This window comes from Streptomyces sp. TAA040, from assembly GCF_000424845.1.
Genome location: NZ_AUKR01000014.1, coordinates 1 through 22,080, shown reverse-complemented (window position 1 = coordinate 22,080; position 22,080 = coordinate 1). Strand labels below are relative to the sequence as shown.

The 22,080-nt window shown below is 73.0% G+C and carries 14 protein-coding genes and 1 tRNA gene; 5 read left to right on the top strand and 10 right to left on the bottom strand.

Annotated elements, in window-relative coordinates; genetic code table 11:
• Positions 1–43: 43 nt before the first annotated feature.
• The gene (gene recQ / locus H300_RS26830; RefSeq protein WP_078516005.1) at positions 44–2,170 is read right to left on the bottom strand and encodes a DNA helicase RecQ; all 2,127 of its coding nucleotides are present in this window, start codon (positions 2,168–2,170) and stop codon (positions 44–46) included.
• A 349-nt stretch (positions 2,171–2,519) separates the two neighbouring features.
• Between recQ and H300_RS26825 the strand changes: the two genes are divergently transcribed.
• Positions 2,520–4,859 (top strand): glycosyltransferase, encoded by a 2,340-nt coding sequence (locus tag H300_RS26825; protein ID WP_051270040.1) that lies wholly within the window; start codon positions 2,520–2,522, stop codon positions 4,857–4,859.
• A gap of 153 nt (positions 4,860–5,012) precedes the next feature.
• Here the strand turns inward: H300_RS26825 and H300_RS31515 are convergent, their stop codons facing one another.
• A complete protein-coding gene (locus H300_RS31515) occupies positions 5,013–5,900 on the bottom strand; it encodes a hypothetical protein (RefSeq protein WP_051270039.1) in 888 nt (295 codons plus the stop codon).
• A 246-nt stretch (positions 5,901–6,146) separates the two neighbouring features.
• Here H300_RS31515 and H300_RS0114005 point away from each other — a divergent pair, with 246 nt between their 5' ends.
• From H300_RS0114005 to H300_RS26820, 3 genes are all read left to right on the top strand, one after another.
• Positions 6,147–8,396 (top strand): TerD family protein, encoded by a 2,250-nt coding sequence (locus H300_RS0114005; RefSeq protein WP_028427937.1) that lies wholly within the window; start codon positions 6,147–6,149, stop codon positions 8,394–8,396.
• Between the two features lie 325 nt (positions 8,397–8,721).
• Complete coding sequence (locus H300_RS0114000) at positions 8,722–10,878, top strand: SGNH hydrolase domain-containing protein (protein ID WP_051270038.1); 2,157 nt, start codon at positions 8,722–8,724, stop codon at positions 10,876–10,878.
• Positions 10,879–10,998: 120 nt separating this feature from the next.
• Positions 10,999–12,567, top strand: coding sequence for an alpha/beta hydrolase (locus H300_RS26820; protein WP_486583826.1), 1,569 nt, complete (start codon positions 10,999–11,001; stop codon positions 12,565–12,567).
• A gap of 95 nt (positions 12,568–12,662) precedes the next feature.
• On the opposite strand, the gene H300_RS0113990 is transcribed toward H300_RS26820, so the two are convergent.
• From H300_RS0113990 to H300_RS0113975, 4 genes are all read right to left on the bottom strand, one after another.
• On the bottom strand, positions 12,663–13,127 hold the full coding sequence (locus H300_RS0113990) for a hypothetical protein (protein WP_028427935.1): 465 nt from the start codon (positions 13,125–13,127) through the stop codon (positions 12,663–12,665).
• Positions 13,128–13,420: 293 nt separating this feature from the next.
• Positions 13,421–14,743 carry an alpha/beta hydrolase gene (locus tag H300_RS0113985; RefSeq protein WP_051270037.1) on the bottom strand — a complete coding sequence of 441 codons (1,323 nt, stop codon included), beginning with the start codon at positions 14,741–14,743 and terminating at the stop codon, positions 13,421–13,423.
• 359 nt (positions 14,744–15,102) lie between these two features.
• Entirely contained in the window at positions 15,103–15,555 is a 453-nt protein-coding gene (locus H300_RS0113980) for a DUF7144 family membrane protein (RefSeq protein WP_028427933.1), read from the bottom strand.
• A 30-nt stretch (positions 15,556–15,585) separates the two neighbouring features.
• Positions 15,586–16,050 (bottom strand): SHOCT domain-containing protein, encoded by a 465-nt coding sequence (locus H300_RS0113975; RefSeq protein WP_028427932.1) that lies wholly within the window; start codon positions 16,048–16,050, stop codon positions 15,586–15,588.
• 178 nt (positions 16,051–16,228) lie between these two features.
• Here H300_RS0113975 and H300_RS0113970 point away from each other — a divergent pair, with 178 nt between their 5' ends.
• Entirely contained in the window at positions 16,229–16,858 is a 630-nt protein-coding gene (locus H300_RS0113970; RefSeq protein ID WP_028427931.1) for a potassium channel family protein, read from the top strand.
• 535 nt (positions 16,859–17,393) lie between these two features.
• Here the strand turns inward: H300_RS0113970 and H300_RS0113965 are convergent.
• From H300_RS0113965 to H300_RS0113950, 4 genes are all read right to left on the bottom strand, one after another.
• Positions 17,394–20,060, bottom strand: coding sequence for a winged helix-turn-helix domain-containing protein (locus H300_RS0113965; RefSeq protein WP_028427930.1), 2,667 nt, complete (start codon positions 20,058–20,060; stop codon positions 17,394–17,396).
• 5 nt (positions 20,061–20,065) lie between these two features.
• Entirely contained in the window at positions 20,066–20,425 is a 360-nt protein-coding gene (locus H300_RS0113960; protein WP_028427929.1) for a hypothetical protein, read from the bottom strand.
• A 589-nt stretch (positions 20,426–21,014) separates the two neighbouring features.
• Positions 21,015–21,087, bottom strand: a tRNA-Arg gene (locus H300_RS0113955).
• Between the two features lie 438 nt (positions 21,088–21,525).
• The coding region (locus tag H300_RS0113950; RefSeq protein ID WP_028427928.1) for an ISAs1 family transposase at positions 21,526–22,080 on the bottom strand (555 nt) is incomplete at its 5' end.

Sequence of the window (22,080 nt, the reverse complement as noted above, 5' to 3'; positions counted from 1 at the left end):
CCCGGCCGCCCCGCTCCCCGCCGGCTGCGTCTCCGCGGTCCCCTCAGCCCGCCGGCTGCGCCTCCGCTGCCGGGACAGCCTGTGCGCCCGGGCGGGACGCCCCGGACTCCTGCGCCGCTCCACCGCGCAGCAGCTCCAGGATGTCCTCGCCGTACTTCGCCAGCTTGTTCTCGCCGACGCCGCCTACCGCACCGAGGTCCCCGAGCGTTGAAGGAGCCGCGGTGGCGATCTCCCGCAGCGTGGCGTCGTGGAAGATCACGTACGCCGGTACGCCCTGCTCCTTCGCGGCGGCGGCCCGCCAGCTCCGCAGCGCCTCGAAGACCGGCACCAGCTCCTCGGGCAGCTCCACCGGCGCCTTCCGCCCCGTCCTGCCCGCCTTGCCGCCGGCCACCTTCGGCTCGGCCGTACGGGCGGCCGGGTCCCGGCGCAACTGCACCTGCCGCCCCCCTGCGAGCACCTCACCGCTCCCGGGGGTGAGGACGACGGTCCCGTACTCGCCCTCCACGGCGAGGAGCTCTTGGGCCAGCAGCTGCCGCACCACGCTGCGCCACTCCGCCTCGGCCAGTTCGGTGCCGATCCCGAAGACGCTCAGCGCGTCGTGGTCGAACTGGATGACCTTTGCCGTCTTGCGGCCCAGCAGGATGTCGATCAGCTGCCCGGCGCCGAACTTCTGGTTGCGCTCCCGCTTCAGCCGCACCACCGTCGAGAGCAGCTTCTGCGCGGGCACCGTCCCGTCGAAGGATTCCGGCGGCGTCAGGCAGGTGTCGCAGTTCCCGCAGCCCGCGGGCCGCGTCGTCCCGTCCGCTCCGGAACCGCCGCCGTCCGGCCCGGGATGCTGGCCGAAGTAGGCGAGCAGTTGCGAGCGGCGGCACTCCACGGTCTCGCAGAGGGCCAGCATCGCGTCCAGATGGGCCGCCAGCCGGCGCCGGTGCGCCTGGTCACCCTCCGAGCCGTCGATCATCTTGCGCTGCTGCACCACGTCCTGGAGCCCGTAGGCCAGCCAGGCGGTGGACGGCAGCCCGTCCCGCCCGGCGCGGCCGGTCTCCTGGTAGTAGCCCTCGACGGACTTGGGCAGGTCCAGGTGCGCGACGAACCGCACGTCGGGCTTGTCGATGCCCATGCCGAACGCGATCGTCGCCACCATCACCAGCCCCTCCTCCCGGAGGAACCGCGACTGGTGCTCGGCGCGGACCGCGCTGTCCAGGCCTGCGTGGTAGGGCAGGGCGTTGATGCCGTTGGTGTTGAGGAACTGCGCCGTCCGGTCCACCGAGGCCCGGGACAGGCAGTAGACGATCCCGGCGTCGCCGGGGTGCTCCGCGCGCAGGAGCGCCAGAAGCTGCTTCTTCGGGTCCACCTTCGGGACGATCCGGTACCTGATGTTCGGGCGGTCGAAGTTCGCGACGAAGTGCCGGGCCTCCTCCAGGCCCAGCCGGCTCGCGATCTCCTCGCGGGTGGCGTCCGTCGCCGTCGCCGTCAGCGCGATCCGCGGCACCTTCGGCCAGCGCGCGCCCAACTGTGAGAGCGCCAGGTAGTCCGGCCGGAAGTCGTGCCCCCACTGGGCGACGCAGTGCGCCTCGTCGATGGCGAACAGCGAGATGCCGTGCCCGTCCGCGGCCCGGTCCAGCAGCCGCAGCGTCGCCTCGACCCGCAACCGCTCCGGGGCGAGGTACAGAAGGTCCAGCTCACCCGCGAGGAACTCCGCCTCGACCAGCCGCCGCTCGTCCAGGTCCTGCGTCGAGTTCAGGAACCCGGCCCGCACCCCCTGGGCGCGCAGCGCGTCCACCTGGTCCTGCATCAACGCGATCAGCGGTGACACGACCACCCCGACGCCGTCCCTGACCAGAGCCGGGATCTGGTAGCAGAGCGACTTGCCGCCACCGGTCGGCATCAGCACCAGGGCGTCGCCGCCCCCGGTCACCTCGTCGATGACGGCCTGCTGCTCGCCCCGGAAGGCGTCGTAGCCGAAGACCTTCCGCAGCACCCCCAGCGCGTCGCGCGGCAGCGCCGGCCGGCCCTCCGTCTCCGGCGGACCGGCGGGCGGACCGTCCGGGTACCCGTCCCCGGGCGGCCCCCACTCCGGCGGGGCGTCGTCCGGCTCGGGGAAGGCGTCGGGTTCGACGAGCTCTCCGGGGCCGAAGAGGTCGTCCGGTTCATTGCTGGGGGCGGCCATCCACACATGCTAGGAGGCTTCCGGCCGCCCCGACGACCACTTCCGGCCACCGGCTCCCTGACCTTGGTGGACACCGACCGGACCGGCCCCTCCACGTGGGCGAAGGGGTGTTAGAGGCCGGTGGGTCCGGGTACCCCGGGTGCGGACGCTTCGGCGTGCTTTGCCCGGATTGGGCGACCGAGAACCGAGACACCTGGACGGAGAGATGCTCACCAAGGCCGTGGCCCGCTTCCGACGGGCCGCCTTCCGGCTGATCGTTGTCCGCTGAAGACCGCGACGGACGGGCCCCCTCGACCGGGGGACGTAAAACCCAGGGGGCGCGACCGCGCCCCGACCCGAGGGGGAGAGCGTGAAGATCGCATTCCTGGTGTACAACGCGTTCGGCATCGGCGGGACGATCAGGTCCACCGTGAACCTGAGCAGCGCACTCGCCGAGGCCGGGCACGAGGTGGAGATCGTCTCGCTTTACCGGACCGCGGAGCGGCTCAGCCTCGCGCCGGACCCGCGGGTCCATCTCCGGTCCCTGATCGACTGGCGCGGCCGGAGCCTCTCGGGGCGCCACCACCCCTCGGCGGCGCAGCCCAGCACGATGTTCTGCGACCAGGGCGTACAGCGTGGGCCGCTGGCCCCCTCGCGGCTGACCGACGAGCGGGTCGCCGCCTTCCTGTACCGGACGGACGCCGACGTGGTGGTCGGCACCCGTCCGGTCGTCAACGGCTATCTGGCCCGCTACGGCCGCAGCCGGTACGTGCGCGTCGGCCAGGAGCACGTCACCTTCGAGATGCACGGCGACCGGTTGCGGGAGGAGCAGAACGCGGCGCTGCGCCGACTGGACGCCTTCGTCACGGTCTCGCACGCCGACGCAGCCTCCTACGAGGCGGCCCTGGCGGACGCGCCCACCCGGGTCCGCTGCATCCCGAACGCCGTCCCGGCCCCCGAGGTCGCGCCCTCCACCGGGGATTCGCGGACGATCGTCGCCGCCGGCCGGCTGATCCCGGTCAAGCGGTACGACCGGCTCATCGACGCCTTCGCCCGGGTCGCACCCGACCACCCGGACTGGAACCTCCGCCTCTACGGCCGGGGCCGCCGGGAGCAGCAGTTGCGCACTCATATCGACGCGCTGGGACTGTACGACCGGGTGCGGCTGATGGGCGCGGTGTCCCCGATCGAGACCGAATGGGCCAAGGGGGCGATCGCCGCCGTCTCCTCGGACGGCGAGGCGTTCGGGATGACGATCGTCGAGGCCATGCACTGCGGGGTGCCAGTGGTCTCCACCGACTGCCCGCACGGCCCGGGGGAGATCATCAGCCACGGCGAGGACGGACTGCTGGTGCCGCCGGACGGCGGGCCGGAGGCCTTCGCCGAGGCGCTGCGCTCGCTCATCGAGGACGACGAACGGCGCCGGGCGATGGGCGCCGCCGCCCGGGTGAAGGCGGCCCGGTACGCGCCGGCACTCGTCGGCGCGGAGTACGAGGAGCTGTTCCGGGAACTGCTGCGGGACCGCCCCGCGGCCGGTGCGAGCACCCCCGACCGTGAGGGGGCCGCGTCCCGCCGCGGCGGCCCGGGGGCGCGGGCCGCAGGCAGCCGGTGGCACCCGCCCGGCCGCGGGCGGGCGTCCGCGCCCCCCGGCGGCCGACCGCCGGCCCGGGACCGACCGTCCGTGCGGGAGCTGCTCGGCGCTGGCCGCCGCCTGCTGAAGGGGCGGTCGCGCGCCGGTGCACGCGCCGTTTCCTCGGCACCCGCGGGCCGCCCGAGTGCCCGCTGCGCCGTGACGGCCGACGGCGGGCTCGCGGTGCGGTTGGACGTGGCCTCGCTGCCCGCCGGTCCGCTCGACCTGCTGCTCAGCATGCGTGACGCCCCGGAGACGGTCGAGGTGCGACTGCCCGTGCCGCCTTCCGGTGAGGCGGCGGACGGCCGGATCGAGGTCCGGGTGCCGGGCCGTGGAGCGCTGGTGCTGGAGGAGGGCCGGTGGGACGCGTACGTCGCGCCGCGCGAGCAGGGGCGGGCGCGCCGGGTGGTGGCCGACCAGGTGGAGCAGGCCGGACTGCTGTCCCTCGCGCCTCCCGAGGGTCCGGAGGTCACGGCCTGGATTCCGTACACCACCACGGGTGGCCATCTGAGCGTCCGAACCTGGTGCCGGACGGGCCACGCGGAACTGGAGCGCCTGTCCGTGGGGGCCGGAAACCTGACCGGCACCGTCGCCCTGTACGGGGAGGGGGGCCCGGAGCGCGGCGCGGTGTTCGCACTCGTCCGGCGCGGACCGGGGGAGCGGGAGGTCGTGAGCACCGCCGTGACCCTGGGGCAGAATCGATTCTCCTTCGTGCTGCCCCATCGCCGGCTGCTGGACCGGTGCGGCGGCGACCCGAAGTCCGGCCACGAACAGGACGGGCCCGGGGGCCCGGACGGATACGGGCTGCTCGACGGGACGTGGGCGCTGGAGTTCCGCTCCGCGCCGTCGGCCGCCCCGGTCGCCGTCGGCCGCGTCCTCGGCGACAGCGCGGACCGCCGGCGGACCGACGTCTTCCCCGCGTGCGAGCTGACCGGAGCCGAGCCCGGGCGGGCCACCGAGCTGCGCCCCCGCTTCACGGTGGACCACGATCTGGTGCTCACCGTTCGCAGTCGGCCCCTGGAGGGCGGCCCCTCCCGCGCGGGCACGGACACCGCCACAGCAGGCGTCGCACGCGGGTGAGCAGGCAGGCGCGGGCGTCGTCCCGGACACGGATGAGCAGCCCGGGCTCTCCGGGAGGGGCCGCCGAGGCTGCCGCGGACCCTCCCGGCTCCGCCCGCGGGCGGGGTGGATCGGGCGGGAGCCGGCCCCGGGCGCGCCGGGCGCACCCGGCGCTCACTCCAGCGCGCGCTCGATCCGGTGCAGCGCCCGGTCCATGCCCTCCGTGGCGACCCGGATCAGGTCGCTGTTCTCGTACCCCTCCGCGCCCTTGACAGACACCGCCGCCGTCACCGGACCGATCCGGGACTTCGTCCAGACGTACGCGTGCGAGCCGCCCGGACCGTCGCCGCGCCCCTCGCCCCGGGTGCGGTACGTGCCCGTCGCGAACAGCGAGGCGTCCGCGTTGCGTACGTCCCGCTCCTCGAACCTGAGGGACGTCAGCCCGCTCAACCGCTGACCGTCCCCGAGGTTCTGGTCGGGGCACCGCGCGCTCTGCCGCACCGTCGAGCCGATCTCCCGCTCCGCGTCCTCGGCCGTGCGATGCACGGTGACCGTCACCGCACCCTGCATCGGGCCCCCCGTCCTCACCCGCCGGGACGTCGGTAGGCGAGTGAGGGCGGCCAGCACGTGTCCCGGCAGTCCGGCACGCGTCCAGGCGCAGCCCTTGCCGAGCACCGGCCAACTCCCGCTCCGCTCGTACGGGTCGTGGGCGACCATGCCTGCCGTCCAGTCCTCCGGCGCCAGTTGCACCTCCCGCGTGAACTCGCGTGCGCGGCCCGGGCTTTCGGGCACCCGGTCCGCCGATGGCTGGAAGGCGTACCCCGCCGACGGCGAGGGCGGACTCGCGGAGGTCCCCCGGGCCCGCGGGCCCGCCCCGGAGGGATGGGCAGTCGAGCCGGAGGTCCCGGTGTCCGGGTCGGTCCGTCCGGTCGCGTCGTCGGTGCTCCCGGTCGGCGGCCCTCCGCAGCCCACCGCCAGCGCCACCGCGACCAGAGCCGCCACCACGGCACCGCGCGGCCCGGCCGGGCCGTCCTCGTTCGCGACGCGTGTTCCGCTCCCCAAGGCACAACCCCCGTCAGGCACCGAACCCATCCGCTGCGACGGGATCCCGGAGACCGCGCCCACCCGTGCGGTACGAAGAACAGGGGGACGGTCCGGATGCGCCCCCGATCCGCGCATCGCCCCTCGCGGCGCCGGTTCCGGGGGCTAGGGTTCCTCACGCACGCGGTATGTGCGCTGAGTCACACGTCATCACGCGGCAGCGGGGTCCGCCCGGCGGTGCTGTTGCCGAGCAGTTCTGGGGGGCACATGCAAGAAATGGCCAAGGGGGCCAACGTAGCGCTGGCAGCGCTGAGCGAGGACGCCGAGTCCGTCCTGTTGAGCCTGAGTTGGAGCAGCGACGACGGTGACGCCGACGCCGACGTCTCGGTGATCCTGCTCGGAGCCGACGGCAAGGTCCGCAGCGACGCCGACTTCTACTTCTACAACCATCCCGCCGCACCGGACGGCAGCGTCGAGCTGCTGGGCAAGACGCCCACCGACAACGGCGACGAGGACCGCATCAGCCTGGACCTGGGCGCGGCTCCGCCGGACGTCGAGCGGATCGTGGTGGCCGCCAGCCGGTACGCGGGAGCGCGCTTCGGTGACCTGTACGACCTGCGGCTCACCGTGGCAGACGCGGCCGGTGTCGTCCTCGCGGGGTTCTCCGTCGAGGACGCGGACACCGAAAGCGCCTGCATCTTCGGCGAGTTCTACCGGCGAGCCGGCGACTGGAAGTTTCGCGCCGTCGGCCAGGGGTACGCGAGCGGCCTCGTCGGGCTGGCCACCGACTTCGGCATCGACGTGGACGACACGGAGGACGACCCCGCGGCGGTGAACGACTCCGCCACGAGGGAGCGCCCCGCCGCGGACGTCCTGCCTCCGGCGGACGGGACGGCGTCAGCGCAGGCGTCCTTTGCCGGTCCGGCCGCCGACCGGGCTGCCCCGGACCCGGCCGTCGCAGGGGCGGCGGAGGCGGCGGGGGCGACGGACCTCACCGGTCCGACGTCGGCGGGCACCGGTGTCCCGCCGCAGCCCCGCGGCACGGCGGACACCGTGCCTCCCGCCGCGGACGCGCTCCCCCCTGCCGCACCCGCCGCAGACGGGCGGCAGCCGGGCGAACCGGCCACGGGAGCCTCCGGCCAGGTGACGGAAGCGGCGACGCCGCGACGCCGTCCGCGTACGGCCAAGAAGAAGGTGACCCTTCCCGGAGTCGTCAAGAAGACCCTGGCCGACAACGACTCCTGGCAGCAGGCCAGGCTGTTCCCGGTGTCCACGCTCAAGAACGACCGCGAGCGCGAGATGCGGGCGACCTCGGTGCTCCTGTCGGTCATGGCGCAGGTCCCGGAGTTCGGACGGCGGATCGTCGTGGCGTTCGGCGCACCGGCCGGCCGGATGGAGACCTTCACCGAGGTGTCGCTACCGCACGGCGACACCCCGAGGCGTCCGGACGGCGTGATCCGGGTCGAGCGGGCCGGGAAGCTGTGGACGGCACTTGTCGAGACGAAGACCAACGGCAACGCGCTCCGGTCGCAACAGGTCCAGGAGTACGCGGACATCGCCGCCAGGCGCGGGTACGAGGCAGTGATCACCCTCTCCAACGATGTCGCGCTGGACGGCAGCCCGCTGGTGGACGTCAAGACCGACGGACGGCGTAAGCACAAGGTCGCCGTCCGGCACCTCTCCTGGGCCGAGGTCACCCACCAGGCGCAGATGCTGCTGCGCCACGAGGGGGTCGGCAACGCCGCTCACGCCTGGTTGCTCCACGAACTGCTCCACTACCTCCAGCACGACAACTCCGGTTGCCACGGATTCCAGAACATGGGACCGGCCTGGGTCCCGGTGCGCAACGGCATCGACGAGGAGACCCTCTGCCAGGGCGACCGGCGGGCCGTGGAGGTGGTCGAGAGCTGGGAGCGGTTGATCCGGCAGGTCTGCCTCCGGCTGGGTGGCGAACTGGGGCAGAAGGTCCTTCCGGTCCAGCGGGCCAAGCGGGGTGCCGATCCCGCCGCCCGGCGGGCGGCGCTCGCCGACCAACTCTGCCGGGACGGAAGGCTTCAGGCGGAACTGCGCATCGAGGATGCGCCCGGTGTCCTGGCGATCACCGCCGACCTGCGGACCGGCAAGCTCCGCACCTCGATCGAGATCGGGGCGTCCGAGCAGGGCTCCCCGCTGGTCTGGGCGAAGCGGCTGATCCGGAGGCTGGACGAGGCACCCGCCGACCTGCACGTCGAGACGCTCACCGAGGGCGAGGGCGGCGGCCCGCGCGGAACACTGGAACGACTGCGACCGGAACCCGCCGGCATCATCCCGAAGAACAGCGCTGCCGTGGTCGGCTTCCGCCTCTCCCTCTTCAAGGGCATGGGCAGCAGCCGAGGAAACGCCGAGAGCGGTTTCATCCGAAGCGTCGACCAGGCGGTGGACCGCTTCTACGCCGGGGTGGTCACCCACCTGGAACGGCGCCCGGCCCGGGCGAGCCGCAGGCCGGCCCAGCCTGCGGCAGCCACCCCCGCCGGCTGACCGCCGCCCCGGCCCGAGCGGCGGGGCACGCCAGGAGAGGAGTCCGGCACGGGCGCGCCCCGCAGCGCCCGTGCGGAACCACCGCCCCGCATCACCCCGCGCGCCCTGCGGCTTCGCGCCGGTTCCTCCCCGCACACCCGGCCGGCTCCGGTGCGCCCTCCCCAGCACGACGAAGACCCTGCAACGAGGTCTTCGTGGCAGGCGGTGCGAACCGCAAGGCTTCGTCCGAGCTTCGGCCCGCTCGGCTCAACCGCCCTGATCGTGGGCACACGCAGGGGCGAGCGTTCTTACTTCCTCCACAGGAACGCGTGATAGGGAGGGACGGATGTCAGTGGAGCCGAGCGGTGACGGCAAGGATCGGGAGACGGGTGCGGGCGCGGGAACGGCGCCCGGCCTGCTGGTGAAGCGGCCTCGGGAAGCCGCGCCGGAGGCGCGGAGCGCCGAGGGCATCAGCAGCGGCAGAGCCGCGGCGGGCGGAGCGTTCCGGGGCGACGTGGAAGGGCTGCGAGCGGTGGCGCTCGGAGTGGTCCTCCTCTACCACGCGGGCGCGGCCCCGCTGGCCGGCGGCTACATCGGCGTCGACGTCTTCTTCGTCATCTCCGGCTTCCTGATCACCGGCGTCCTCCTGCGCGAACTCGACCGGCGCGGCACCGTCTCGCTCGCCGGCTTCTACGCCCGGCGCGCCCGGCGGCTGCTCCCCCTCACCGTCGTCGTGCTGCTCACCGTCGTGCTGCTCGCCGGTCTGCTGATGTCACCGGTCGAACGCAAGGCCGTCTTCGGGGACGTCGTCGCCGCGGCGCTCTACGTCGTCAACTGGCGGATGGCCGACCAGGCCGTCGACTACTCGGCGCTGGGCGCCGCCGCCAGTCCGGTGCAGCACTTCTGGTCGCTCGCGGTCGAGGAGCAGTTCTACCTCGTCTGGCCCCTGGTGATCCTCGCGGTCGCCTGGTGGTGCCGACGACGTGGCACCGCTCTCCGTCCGACGCTGGCCGTCGTGCTCGGTTGCCTCGCGGTCGCCTCCTTCGCCTACTCCGTCCACCTGACCCAGCAGGCGGCCGGCGCCGCCTACTTCTCCACCCCGGTGCGCGGCTGGGAACTCGCCGCCGGCGGGCTGCTGGCCCTCGTGCCGGCCTCCCGGCTGCGCTGGCCGCGCCGGGTACCGGGCACCGTCGCCGTCGGCGGACTGCTGCTCATCGCCCTCGCCGCTACCACCTACGACGACGCCACCGCCTTCCCCGGCTGGACGGCACTCCTCCCCGTCGCCGGCGCGACCGCGATCATCGCCGCCGGTGCCGCCTCCTCGGAGACCGCCGCGGCCCGGTTCCTGTCCCTCCCGCCGCTCCGGTTCATGGGCCGGATCTCCTACTCCTGGTACCTGTGGCACTGGCCGGCGATCGTCTTCGCCACCATCTGGCTCGACGGCCTCCCCACCAGCCTGCTCCTCCTGGTCGTGCTGCTGTCCGGCATCCCGGCCGCACTCACCCACTGGGCGGTCGAGGAACCGGTGCGCCGACTGCGCGCCTTCGCCCCGACCCGACCCGCACTCGGACTGGGCGCCGGCTGCACCGCCGCGGCCGCGCTCGCCGCACTCGTCGCCACCGCGCTCATACCGAGCGTCGACCTCGCCTCCCGCGAGCAGGCGAAGGGCGCCGCGGACCTGATGGCCGGGCGTCCGCCGCAGGAGTCCGCGAGCGTCCTGCGCCCGCTGCCGGAGGACGCAGTCGACGACCGTGGCCAGATCTGGCGGGACGGCTGCCTGGCCTCGTACGGCGCGACCGAGTCGAAGGACTGCGTCTACGGGGACCCCGACGCGGACACCACCGTCGTGCTCTTCGGCGACTCTCACGCGATGCAGTACGGCTCGGCACTGCTGCCCATCGCGGAAGAGGAGGGCTGGCGGGTCGTCGCCCTCACCAAGTCCGGCTGCACCCCGGCCGACGTACGGACCTGGAACAGCCAGTTCAAGCGCGAGTACACCGAGTGCGACACCTGGCGGGAGAAGGCGATGGAACGCATCGAGCGGGAGCAGCCCTCGCTCGTCCTCACCGGCAACGGCGTGAAGAAGACCGTCCTCGACGAGGGCGAGCGCCTTGACGCCGACTCCGCGGCGGCCGCCATGCGCAACGGCTACACCCGGACGCTGGAAGCCCTGCTGGAGACCGGTGCCGACGTGACCGTCCTCGCGGACAACCCGTACCCGACGCAGGACACCCCGTCCTGCGTCTCCGAGGCACTCGACTCGCTGTCCGACTGCGCCTTCGCGCAGAAGGAGGGGCTGAGCCACGAGCGGGTCAACGCCCAGGCCGCCGCCTCCCTCAGCGACGTCGGACTCATCGACCCCACCCCGGTGCTCTGCCGGGACGGCACCTGCCCGGCCGTGGTCGGCAACGTCATCGTTTACCGCACCGGCGCCCACATCACCAGCTCCTACATGCGCACGCTGAGCGGCTGGCTGGAGAAGCAGATCCACGACAGCGTCTGACCGGCCCCGGCCCCGTGCCGTACGGGGCCGGGCACCCGGCGGCCGGGTCGACCGGATCGCGCAGCTCGGCTGGCCGGGTGACAACTCCCGGGAAATGGAGCGCCGTTGTAAAGTCAACTCGTGAACGGCACCGTGTACCACTTCGGCCGGTACGAGTTGGACACGGGGCGCCGCAGTCTCCGGCACGGCGGGGAGAGGGTCCGCCTCGGAGCCGCAGCCGCTGCCCTCCTCTGCCACCTGGTCGAGCATCGCGACCGTGTCGTGCCCAAGGCGGAACTCCTCGCCGCCGTCGGGCCCGGACACGCCCCCGGACACGCCCCCGGACACGCCCCCGGCCCCGGCCCCGTGCCCGTGGAGTCGTGGGCGCCCGCGGCGGGGTCTGGGCCGGAGGGTGGGCGTGGGCCCGAGGCCGGGCGTGGACGGACGGTCGGTGAAGCCGCGCTCGCCGGCTGGCTGCAGGCCGCGCGCCGCTCGATCGGGGACAGCGCCGCCGAGCAGCGGTCCATCCGCACCGTCCGCGGGCGCGGCTACCAGTTCGTCGCACGGACGACGGCGGCCCCCGCCCCCGCCGAGCCGCCGGCACCCCACGCGCAGCCCTCCGCGCCCGGAGCCGGAGCCGAGGCGGTGGTGGCGCCGCAAGCGGCGCCGGACCCTGCGCCGACCGGGACCGCGGACCACGAGGTCATCCGGCTGTGCCGCTCCGCCGACGGCACCCGTATCGCCTATGCCGTCACCGGTGGCGGCCCGCCCCTGGTGAAGTCCGCCAACTGGCTGACCCATCTCGACCTCGACCGGACCACCCCGATGTGGGCCCACTGGTTCGACGGCCTCACCCGGAACCGGCGACTCGTCCGCTACGACGAGCGCGGCTGCGGCATGTCCGAATGGGACCTGCGCAGCTTCTCCCTCGACGACCTGGTCGACGACCTCGACGCGGTGGCCGATGCCGCTGGGCTGAACCGCTTTCCGCTGCTCGGGGTGTCGCAGGGCGGCGCGGCAGCCGTCGCGTACGCGGCACGCCATCCCGAGCGGGTGAGCAGACTGGTCCTCACCGCCGCCTGCGCCCGCGGGCCGTTGACGCGAGCCGCCGATAGGGACGAGCGCGACGCCGCGGAGGTCGACCTGAACATCGCCCGCGCCGGATGGCGCTCGCGGGACAGCAGTTTCCTGCGCTACGTCGCCTCGCAGGTGCTCGCCGACGCCACACCGGCGGAGTGGGACGCGTTCACCGACTATCGGCGGCAGACCACCTCGTCCGCCAACGGCCTCCGTTTCCTGGAGGAGTTCGCCCGCATCGACGTCTCCGGCATCGCCCACCTGGTGGGCTGCCCCACGCTGATCGTCCACTCCCGCGACGACCCGCACACCCCCGTCTCGCAGGCGCTGGAACTGGCGGGTCTCATTCCGGACAGCCGACTGGTCCTGCTCGAGAGCCGCAACCACCTGTTCACGGCCGCCGAGCCGGCCTGGACAGCCTTCCTCTCCCTCCTCGACCGCTTCCTCGGCGAGGAACCGGGCGGCACGTCCGGACCGCCCGGCGCGATCGCGCCGGGCGGTCCGGACGTGCCGCCCGGGGCGTCCGGGGCAGCTGAGCACCCCGGACGGACGGCCCGACGCCGAGCGTTTCCGACGCCCCCGCCGCGCACCCCCTCCGTGCCCCCGAGCACCCCGAGCACGCTTCCCCCGTGAGCGTGCCGGGAAGCCGTCGGCCCCGTCACCGAGGTGTGTGGCCGGCGGCCCTGTCCGGGCCCGCCGGCCACACCCGGCACCCTCCGTGCCGGAGGTCAGCCGATCACGATGTCGCAGTCGGCCGTGCCGCGCGCGACGATGGTGGCGAAGTCCGCCTGGATGAACGGGTCGTACGCCTCCGAGTTGAGGGAGCGGGTCGACTTGCGGGGCACCCACTTCTTCCCGGTCACGTGCCGGACGTCCGAGGCGTCCCACGACAGGTCGCAGATCCAGCGGACGTTGCGGCCGGCCAGGCGGGGGTTGGTGGCGCTGGCGTCGATCTCCCAGTTGCCGTCCGCGTTCACGGTGAACGTGACCGAGCCGCGCACCCGCTTGCTGCTGTCACTGGTCGTGAACTGGACCGACTGGCCGTCGTCCGCGACATGCTTGGTGGTGGCGTTCGCGTGCGCGGGAACCGTTCCCAGCAGCAGGGAGCCCACCCCGGCCCCCGTCGCGACCAGCAGAGCCAGGCTGCGCCGGCCCCGGCTCGGGCCGGACTTCGTGGTGGTGTCGTGTCGCATGGTCTTCCTTCTCTCTCTTCCCCGTGTCTTCTCCCCGGGAGTGCGGACCCCGGGGAGCGAGCCGGATGGGGTGCCGTCGAACCGACCGTCCCCCGCCCGGTGTTGTTCCAGCATCGGGCCTGCCACGCCCCGGAACTTGGGGGAACTCTGAGGCTTCCCTGAGGAAGACCGGACCGCGGCCCCGCGGGGCCGCGGTCCGGGCCGGGAGAGCCGGTTCCAGCCCTTCCTCGGTCCGTCCGGTCGTACGGACACGCGGCGACCCGACGTGGGCCGTCCGGGTGCGCCGATCGGGACTACTCGGCCAGGAAGGCGTCGACGTGCGCCAGGAACTCGTCCCAGGCCGGTTCGAAGGAGGTGAGCAGGTGGTGGCGGCTCCTGAGCAGCACCAGCCGGCTGTCGGGAACGAGGGCGGCCAGCTCGCCGGCCTGCGCCACCGGTACCCGTTCGTCGTCCCGCGAGTGGATGATCAGAGTCGGGCAGCGCACCCGGTGGGCGATTCCCGACACGTCGATCCGGGCGAACTCCTCCAGAAAGCGGACCCCGTTCGCCGGAGAGGTCGTCCGCCGCTGGAAGGCGGTGAACTCGTCCCACTCGCGGGGTGTGGCGTCGGGCAGGAACTGCGAGGCGAAGACCCGCAGGAACCGCGGGTCCTGGTGCATCCACCCCACCCGGGCCAGATCCAGATCGAGGGACGCCTCCTGCGCCTCCGCCTCGTTCCTCGCCCGGACCTGCCGTCCGCGGGCGTAGGCCCCCGCGAGGATCAGCCGGCTGACCCGCTCGGGATGCCGCACGGCGTAGGCGACAGCCACGGCGCCGCCCTGCGAGACCCCGAGCAGCGGAAAGCGGTCGAGACCCGAGGCATCGACCACCGTCTCCAGGTCGTCCACCCAGTCGTCGAACGTGAAGCCGGGCACCGACCAGTCCGAGAGCCCGCAGCCCCGCTCGTCGTAGCGGAACAGACGCCGGTTGCGGGCCAGGCCGCTCAGCCAGTGCGACCACACCGGGGTCGACCACTCGAGGTCCAGGTGCGTCATCCAGTTCGCCGCCTTGAGCAGCGGCGGACCCGAGCCGACGGTCGCGTAGGCGATACGGACCCCGTCCCGCGCCCGGCAGAACCGGATCGTCTGCGGGCCCGCCCCGCCCGCAGCGTTCCCACCGCCCGCACCGCCGGGCGCCGTCCCGCCGACGCGGGCGTCGGCGTCCGAACCGGCACCGGCGCGGCCCGTCGGGCCGATCGGCGGTCCACTTCGTGCTGCGGCCCGCGGTCCGCCTTGCGGGGCCGCCTGCGGGTCGGCCCCGGCCTCGGCCACGGGTGCCACGAACCGGTAGCCCCGCCGGTGCACCGTCCGGATCACGTGCTGCCGGCTGCCGTCGTCCCCGACAGCCCGCCGCGCCGTCCGCAGGGCCGTGGTGATGGCGGCCTCGCTGACGAAGCGGTCGCCCCACACGTCGTCGAGCAACTCCGGTTTCGGCACCGCCCGGTCCCGGTGCACGAGCAGATGACACAGCAGGTCCAGTGCCCGGGGCTCGACGTGGACGGGCTCACCGGCCCGCAGGAGCTGACGCCGCACCACGTCCAGCTCGTACTCCCCGAAACGCCATAGGTCCCCCTGCACGGGGGCAGCGTACAACTCCCTTACAGACGCGTATACCTGGTGAAATCCGGACCGTCGGAATCCGGCCTCGGCCTCCGCTTCCCGGTGGAGGGCCGGCTCGATCCGACGGCGCACTTCGCCGCGTGCCCGTGCCCGTGGAGCGCGTCTCCGGGGAAAGGAACGAGCTGCGCGCCCCGTCCGGGCTCGCCCGGTCCGCAGCACGTCCCGCGGACCGGCGGCGCCGAGCGGCGTCAGGACACCGCCCCGGCGGCGCGGCCCGGCGGCGCGGGCGTGCGCGGCACTGAGCGGGCCCCCACGCCCGGTGCTCGTGCCCCGTCCGGCCCGGCCTCCCGTGATCCCACCCGTCGGCCCCCTCGTCCTCATCCCTGCCGCGATTCACGTTCCCCGGACAGGTCGGACACGGTGCCGCCGCGCTCCACCACGCACAGTGCCCAGATGATGAAGCCCGACATCGTGATCATGATGACGGACCACACGGGGGAGTACGGCATGGAGAGGAAGTTGGCGATGATCACGAGACCGGCGAGGGCGACGCCGATGGCACGTGCCCAAACCGCCGTCCTGACCAGCCCCGCACTGACGACCATGACGAGCGCGCCCAGAGCGAGGTGGATCCAGCCCCAACTCGTGAGGTCGAACTCGAAGACGTAGTTCGGCGTGGTGACGAAGACGTCGTCCTCGGCGAGGGCCATGATGCCCCGGAAGAGGCTGAGCAGACCGGAGAGGAAGAGCATCACGGCGGCGAAGACGGTCAGACCGCTCGCCCATTCCTGCCTTCCGGCGCGTGCCGGTCGGGTGTGTGTCGCAGCCATCTCGGACCTCGATTCATGGAGGTGGGTGTTTCAGCGTGCGGCGGCGCCGGTGCCCGCCGTGTCCGCGCGTCCCGCCGGGCCGTGACCGGAAAGAACCAGTTCCTTGGCCCTGCGGAACTCGTCGTCCGTGATGGCGCCCCGGTCCCGGATCTCGGAGAGCCGGGCCAGCTCGTCGACGCTGCTGGTGCCGCCGGCCGCGGTCTTCCTGACGAAGGAGGTGAACTCCTGCTGCTGCGCGCGGGCGCGCTCCGTCTCCCGGCGGCCCATGTGCGTGCCGCGGGTGATCACGTAGACGAGCACCCCCAGGAAGGGCAGGAGGATGCAGAACACCAGCCAGCCGGCCTTCGCCCAGCCGCTCAGCCCGTCGTCCCGGAAGACGTCGGCGATGACGCGGAAGAGCAGGATGAACCACATGACCCACAGGAAGAGCATCAGCATGGTCCAGAAAGCCCCCAGCAGCGGATAGTCGTACGCCAGATAGGTCTGTGCGTGCATGTCCGTCCTCCGTTCCGGGCGTGCCCCGGTCGTCGTTCCGTCCTCACGTCAGAGTGGTCACCGGGCCGGCCGTCCGGCATCACCCGTCAGGGGTGATCCGGTCCCGCCGCAGCGGCGGCGAGGTGGTATCCGGGAACGATCGGATCACCGGGGGCCGGACGAGGCGAAGAGAAGTGCGATGAGCGAGACGCAAACAGGCAGCAGGGACGGAGCCGCATCCGGACGGGCCGCACGTGGCCCGTCCGGTTCTCGGCACCGCGCCGGCCTCGTCGCCGTTGCGCGTGCCCTGTTCGTCGCGGTCGGCCTCGTGACCGCCTACTACCTGCTCCCCTTGGACGAGCGGCTCACTGCCGGTACGTCGCTGCTCCTGCTGTGCGGCCTGGTCGCGGTCCTCCTGGTGTTCTGCTGGCAAGTGCGGGCCATCACGCGTTCCCCTCATCCGCGGTTGAGAGCGATCGAGGGCCTGGCCGCCACACTGGTGCTGTTCCTGGTCGTCTTCGCCGGTTCCTACTACGTGCTGGGCCGCTCCGCACCCAGCTCCTTCAGCGAGCCGCTCAGCAGGACGGACGCGCTGTATTTCACGCTGACCACATTCACCACCGTCGGCTTCGGGGACATCACGGCACGCTCGCAGCCAGGGCGGATTCTCACGATGGCGCAGATGGCGGGAGGGCTGCTTCTTGTCGGTGTCGCCGCCCGGGTGCTGGCGAGCGCGGTACAGGCGGGGCTCGAACGACAGCGCGGGGAAACCCCGGCCCCACCACGGTCCGGTACCGGCCCCACGCCAGAGCGGAAGAGCGGACGATGACCGTACCCCGTGCCGTCGCCTCCCTGCCGTCGGCGAGCGGGCGGGGGCTCTCGCCGGGTTCGCGCCGTCCTGCGCCGACCGGAACGCACGCCGCCAGGGCTCCGTCGGCGGGGCCCTGGCGGCGTCGGACCCCTGCCGCTCTCTCGTGAGGCCGGCCCAAGGGGCCACGCACAGAACGGACCGCACCGTCCGCGCTGCCAGACGGGAAGCTGCCGCATCCAGACGGGAAGCTGCCGCATCTCCACGACGCGCAGGCCCGGTGACCGGCGGCGGGTGAGCAGGCCGTACAGGTGCGCCTCGTCGATCACCGAGCGGCCCTACCCGCCACGGCCGGCCCTACCCGCCCGGCGGGTGCCGGGTGAGGCCGGGGGCGGAGACGCACCGCCCCCGGACCGTGGCTCCCGGCCCTCCGGCGCCCGGTTCCTTCTCTCGGAGCCGACTGCGGCGCCGCGTACCTCACCCTCTCGCGGGGTCCGGTACGGACAGGAGACGGTCACGCGTGCGCGGCCGAACCGCGTGTCCCCCCGGCGCCCTGTCACAGCTGGCCGAGCTCGCGCGCACGATGCACCGCGTCGCTGCGGCGTCTCACCGCCAGCTTCCGGTACGCGCTCTTCAGATGGGTTTTGACCGTGTTCACCGACACGTACAGATCGGCAGCGATCTCCTCCGTCGTCATCAGGCTCGCCAGCCGCCGCAGGACGTCGCGCTCGCGTGCGCTCAGTTCCACCGGCGTCAGCGGCCCGGGCCGCTGCGGCTCGCCCTGCCCTCGCGGCCGGTCGGACAGGAGCCAGCCCTCGGCGATTTCGTGCACCGAGGCCGTGGCCAGCAGCGGTGTGATCCAGCCCCCCGCTTGAAGGAAAGGGCGTCGCAGACGCTCGCGCCGGGCGTCGAGAAGCGCGTGGGCGACCAGTCTGCGGGCGGTGGCGCTGTGTCCCGCGTCCTGAGCTGCCCGGGCCCGCACCAGCGCGGCACCCACGCTCACCGCGGGGCCGGTGCGTCCTTCGGCACGGATGGCGTCGAGCAGTGCGGCCGCTGCACCGTGACGTCCGGCGGCGGCCTGGATCGCCGCTGCTTCCACGGCGCACACGGGTTGGTCGCCGGAGACGCCGTCGAGAAACCGCACGGCTTCGTCCGGCCGTCCCTCGGCGAGGCAGACGGCGGAGCGGACGACTGCTGTGTGGCTCTCGGCCCACCGGGACGCCACGGCCGCGGACACGGCCGGCGCCGCCGCCTCGGCGGCGGCTTGCGTCGCCCCCTCGTCGAGGAGGAGACGCGAGGTGACAAGGGCGCGGGCCGCCGTCGGCACCGGATCGCGCTCCCGCTCCGAGAGCGGAGCCGTCTCGTCGAGCAGGCTTCTGGCCCGTTTCAGCTCCTGGCGGTCCACGGCCACCGCGGCCAGGACCAGCCGGCCGAGGTCCCCGCCCGGAGGCCGGGGCATACCTGCCCGCTCTGCCTCGGACACGGCGGCCAGCGCTCTGCGTTCCGCTCGTCCGGGCCAGCCGTTCAGGTAGTCGATCAGTGCCAGATGCCCCATCGAGTCCGCGCGGGGCAGCACGGTGGCGGATCCGCCCCGGGCACCTGCCACACTTGCCAGCACGGTACGCGCGTCGGCGAAGCGCCCTTCCCACAGACGGGCCGAACCCACGTGCGTCATCAGCAGGGCGGTCAGTTCCGGATGCGCGTCCAGCAGCCCGTCCGGCAGGTCCCGGCGCAGTTCCCGCGCCGCCGCGCTCGCCTGCTCGGCCCTGGGAGGACATCCGGTGAGTCGGCCGGCGAGCGCCTCCAGCAGTGTGCAGCCCAGCCGGGCGGCCACCATGCCGGGGGAGCCCTCGGTGTCGGACAGCTTCCTCTCGGCCTGCCGTAGCCGGTGCAGACCGTGATCAAGGTCGCGTCGGGCCAGCGCGACGGCCGCCCGCACGAGGTCGCTCGCCGGACTTGCGGCTTCGGGTCCCATGCGGGTGAAGAGCTGAGTCAGAGCGTCCGCGCGCAGGCCCGTGAAGAGCTGGCCGATCGCGAGGTTGTCGACGAGTGCGTTCGCGGCCAGATCGAAGTCGCCGCCCGCGGCGCCATGGACGAGCGTCTCCGGAAGGAAGCCGGAACGGCGTAGCCAGTGCGCGGCCCGCAGGTGCAGTTCCGGTCCCGTACCGGGTAGGCGTTCGCGCAGGTGGGCCTGGAGAATCTCGCGGAAGAGCGGGTGCAGTCGGTACCAGGAGTGCCCGAGCCGTTCGATGAACGCGTTCTCGCGATGCAGCCCGGCGAGGAGGAGCTCGGCGTCGGTCCGCAGTGTCAGAGCGTTGGCGAGGTCCGGGCAGAACCGGTCCAGGACGCTGACCCGCAGGAGCAGATCCTGCGTTTCTCCCGTCCTCCCTTTCAGGACTTCGGCCAGCAGGAAGTCCGCGACCGTACTGTGCTCGGCCTCGAACTCCTTCAGGTACTTCTCGGGGTCGGTGCTCTCCCGGGCCGCCAGGGCGGACAGCCGCAGCCCGGCGGCCCAGCCCCGGGTGCGCCCCACCAGAGCGGCCGCGGCCGACTCTGAAAGGTGCAGTCCGTGCAGGCGCAGCAGCGCACCGGCTTCCTCGGGGACGAAGGCCAGTTCGGTGCCGCGGATCTCGGTCAGCTCGTCCGCGGCGCGATAGCGGTGCAGCGAGAGCAGCGGCTCGGTCCGGCTCACGAGGACGAGGCGCAGCCCTTCTCCGGCATGGTGCAGAACAAACTCCAGCTGCTCCGTTACCTCGGTGGAGTCAACCCGGTCGAACTCGTCGAGCACGAGAACCACGGGACGATCGCGGGCGTTCAGCTCGGCGGCCAGTGAGGACAGCAGCCCGCGTCCCACGCCGTCCGAGTTCGCCAGCGTCCCGACGGTTCCTGCCGTCCGCACCGCGTATGCGCTCAGGGACTCGCAGACATAGGCCCAGAAGACGCCGGGCCGGTGATCTCCGGCCTCGACAGTCAGCCAGGCCACCGGCAGCCGCACCCCTGCCGCCCAGTCGGCCGTCACGAGTGTCTTGCCTGCCCCGGCCGCCCCGTCGACCACCGTCAGCGGAGTGCGCAGAGCCTGATCCAGATGCACGACGAGCCGCTGCCGCCGCAGGAACGTGGCGGGCCGAGAGGGGAGGGCGAACCGTGTGCGCAGGTAGGGATACCCCCACGGGTCGGTGCCCGTACGGGGCGGGTTTCTGGGGCTGTCGGCGGTCGTGGCCATGGGCCCTATCCCGGCGCTGCCGCCGCGTCGGCGTACTCGGGCGCGGAGTGGTGGTGGACTGCGCTCCCGCCGCACTGGACTGCGCCGCAGCTGATCTCGGAGAGTTCGTGCCACACGACGGGAAGGTCCGTCAGGGGCTCCGGGACGACGAGACGGGGCTCGGAGGACCGCTCACGCAGTAATGCGGCGTGGGGAGGGAGCAGAGGCACGGCCGTTCCCTCCGGAAACCAGCCGTCGCTGCCGCCTTCCGTCATCTTCGCACCGAGGCGCGGATGCGAACTCCGGTCGATCACGGAGAGCTCCCGCTCGACCAGCACCCGGCTGAGGAAGACGGGTGCGCTGGAGCAGGGGTACCAGCGGTACATCGTGACGTCCCTTCCGGCAGCGGTCTGCCATCACGCGGACCGCAGCACGGCTCCCGTAGCCCTGGCGCGTGGCAGGTGGTCCCGCGTCTGGGACCAGTATCGCCTCGGACGACCGTCCGGGCATGCGGGGACGCCGCCGGGGCCCTTCCCCTGGGGCCGGGGCGCAGCCACGGCGCCGGAGTGCCACCGGCGCCGCGCTCGCTGGTGTTGCCGTGGCCGGACGGCCGGACGGCCGGACGGACGCCTGTCGACGTCCGCGAGGGCGGCCGTAAGTCCCCGTACGGCGCCGTGCCGATCCGGGTGCTCGCCGAACGCGGTGATCGCGCAGCTCGGCAGGTGGAGGAGCGGAGCGCGCAGGTCGCCGTCCCGTCGAGGAGATCACCGAGGGTGGTGTCGTTGTCGATCAAGGTGCGCAATCCGACGGCCGCGGAGGCCACGGCCATACGGCCGTCCGCCGACCGGCGGCGCACTCGATCCCGTCCTGCATGCCCGGGCGTGCCGGGCGACGGAAAAAGGCGTCGTCCGCGCGACTCCCGATGCGCGAGTCCTCCGTGGAGGAGATGCCCCCGTCCCGTCTTGGAACGGCGTCGTGCCCCGGCAGGATTCGAACCTGCGACACCCGCTGTAGGAGAGAGGCTGGGGGATCTGCTGGCTGAGCTGCGGCTTCGGTGGCCGAGGTTGCGAGGAACTACTCGACCGCCCGGCACTGGTGTTGACCGTGACTGCCCCCTGCACCTGGCACGGTTGTGGCACGGGCCGAACCCGACGACAGCCAGCCACGATGGCGGGTGCGCCACCCGACCACGCACGCGTATGCCTCGCTGCACCCCCACCGGTCGCAGCCACGCTATCGGTTTGTCTCGTCGACCAGAGTCAGAGGCGGAGGCCGACCCCGATGAGAGTTGGGTGCTGGAGGCTCGCGGGCTAGCTAGGCAAGGTCAGTGGCGCTTTCTCCTGGCATCGAGCGTTGTATGTGCGCCGCCCGACGACTGGACCTGACGCCGCCCCCATCCCCTGTCGGCCGTCCAGACCGCTGGCCTGAACACTCAGCAAGTGAGGGCATACCCCCTTGAAGGTGCCGGCGTTGCATCAGGGCGGCTTCAAGTTCCCGGTAGGAGCGGGCTGTCGGTGATGCCCCAGATCCAGACGGCGTGTTCGGGTGCGTTCCGGATCGCTCGGGTTGTCTTGGCGATGTTGTCCGCTCCCAGCAGTCGGAGCCTGCCGATGGCCAGGTTTCGTAAAGCGGCCATCGCCCGCGGCGCGCTGCCGGTGTGGACGGTGGAGGCGTCCTCGGCGAACACCACATCTCTCACGTGGTGGCTGGAATTTTCGATTCCCCAGTGCCCGCGCACGTATCCGCCCAGGTCAGCAGGGCTGGCCTGGTGGGTATCGAGGCTGGTGACGGCGTAGACGGTCTCCCGGGTCTGCCGCTTGCCGCTCTCCTGGCGGCGCCGGTGGATGCGCAAGGCCAGCCGCGCTTCCGGGAAGGCGATGCCGCCCAGGTTCGCCGCGATGGCCATGGTCTTGACCGAGCGGGACTCCCGCCGCCCGTGCCCGGTCCCGGAGACGGTGTGCGCCACGGGTACCTGCTCCCATGGCAGGGCCTTGACTTGGGCTGACGCGGTCGGCTGGTTTCCCTTGATCACCGCGATGTA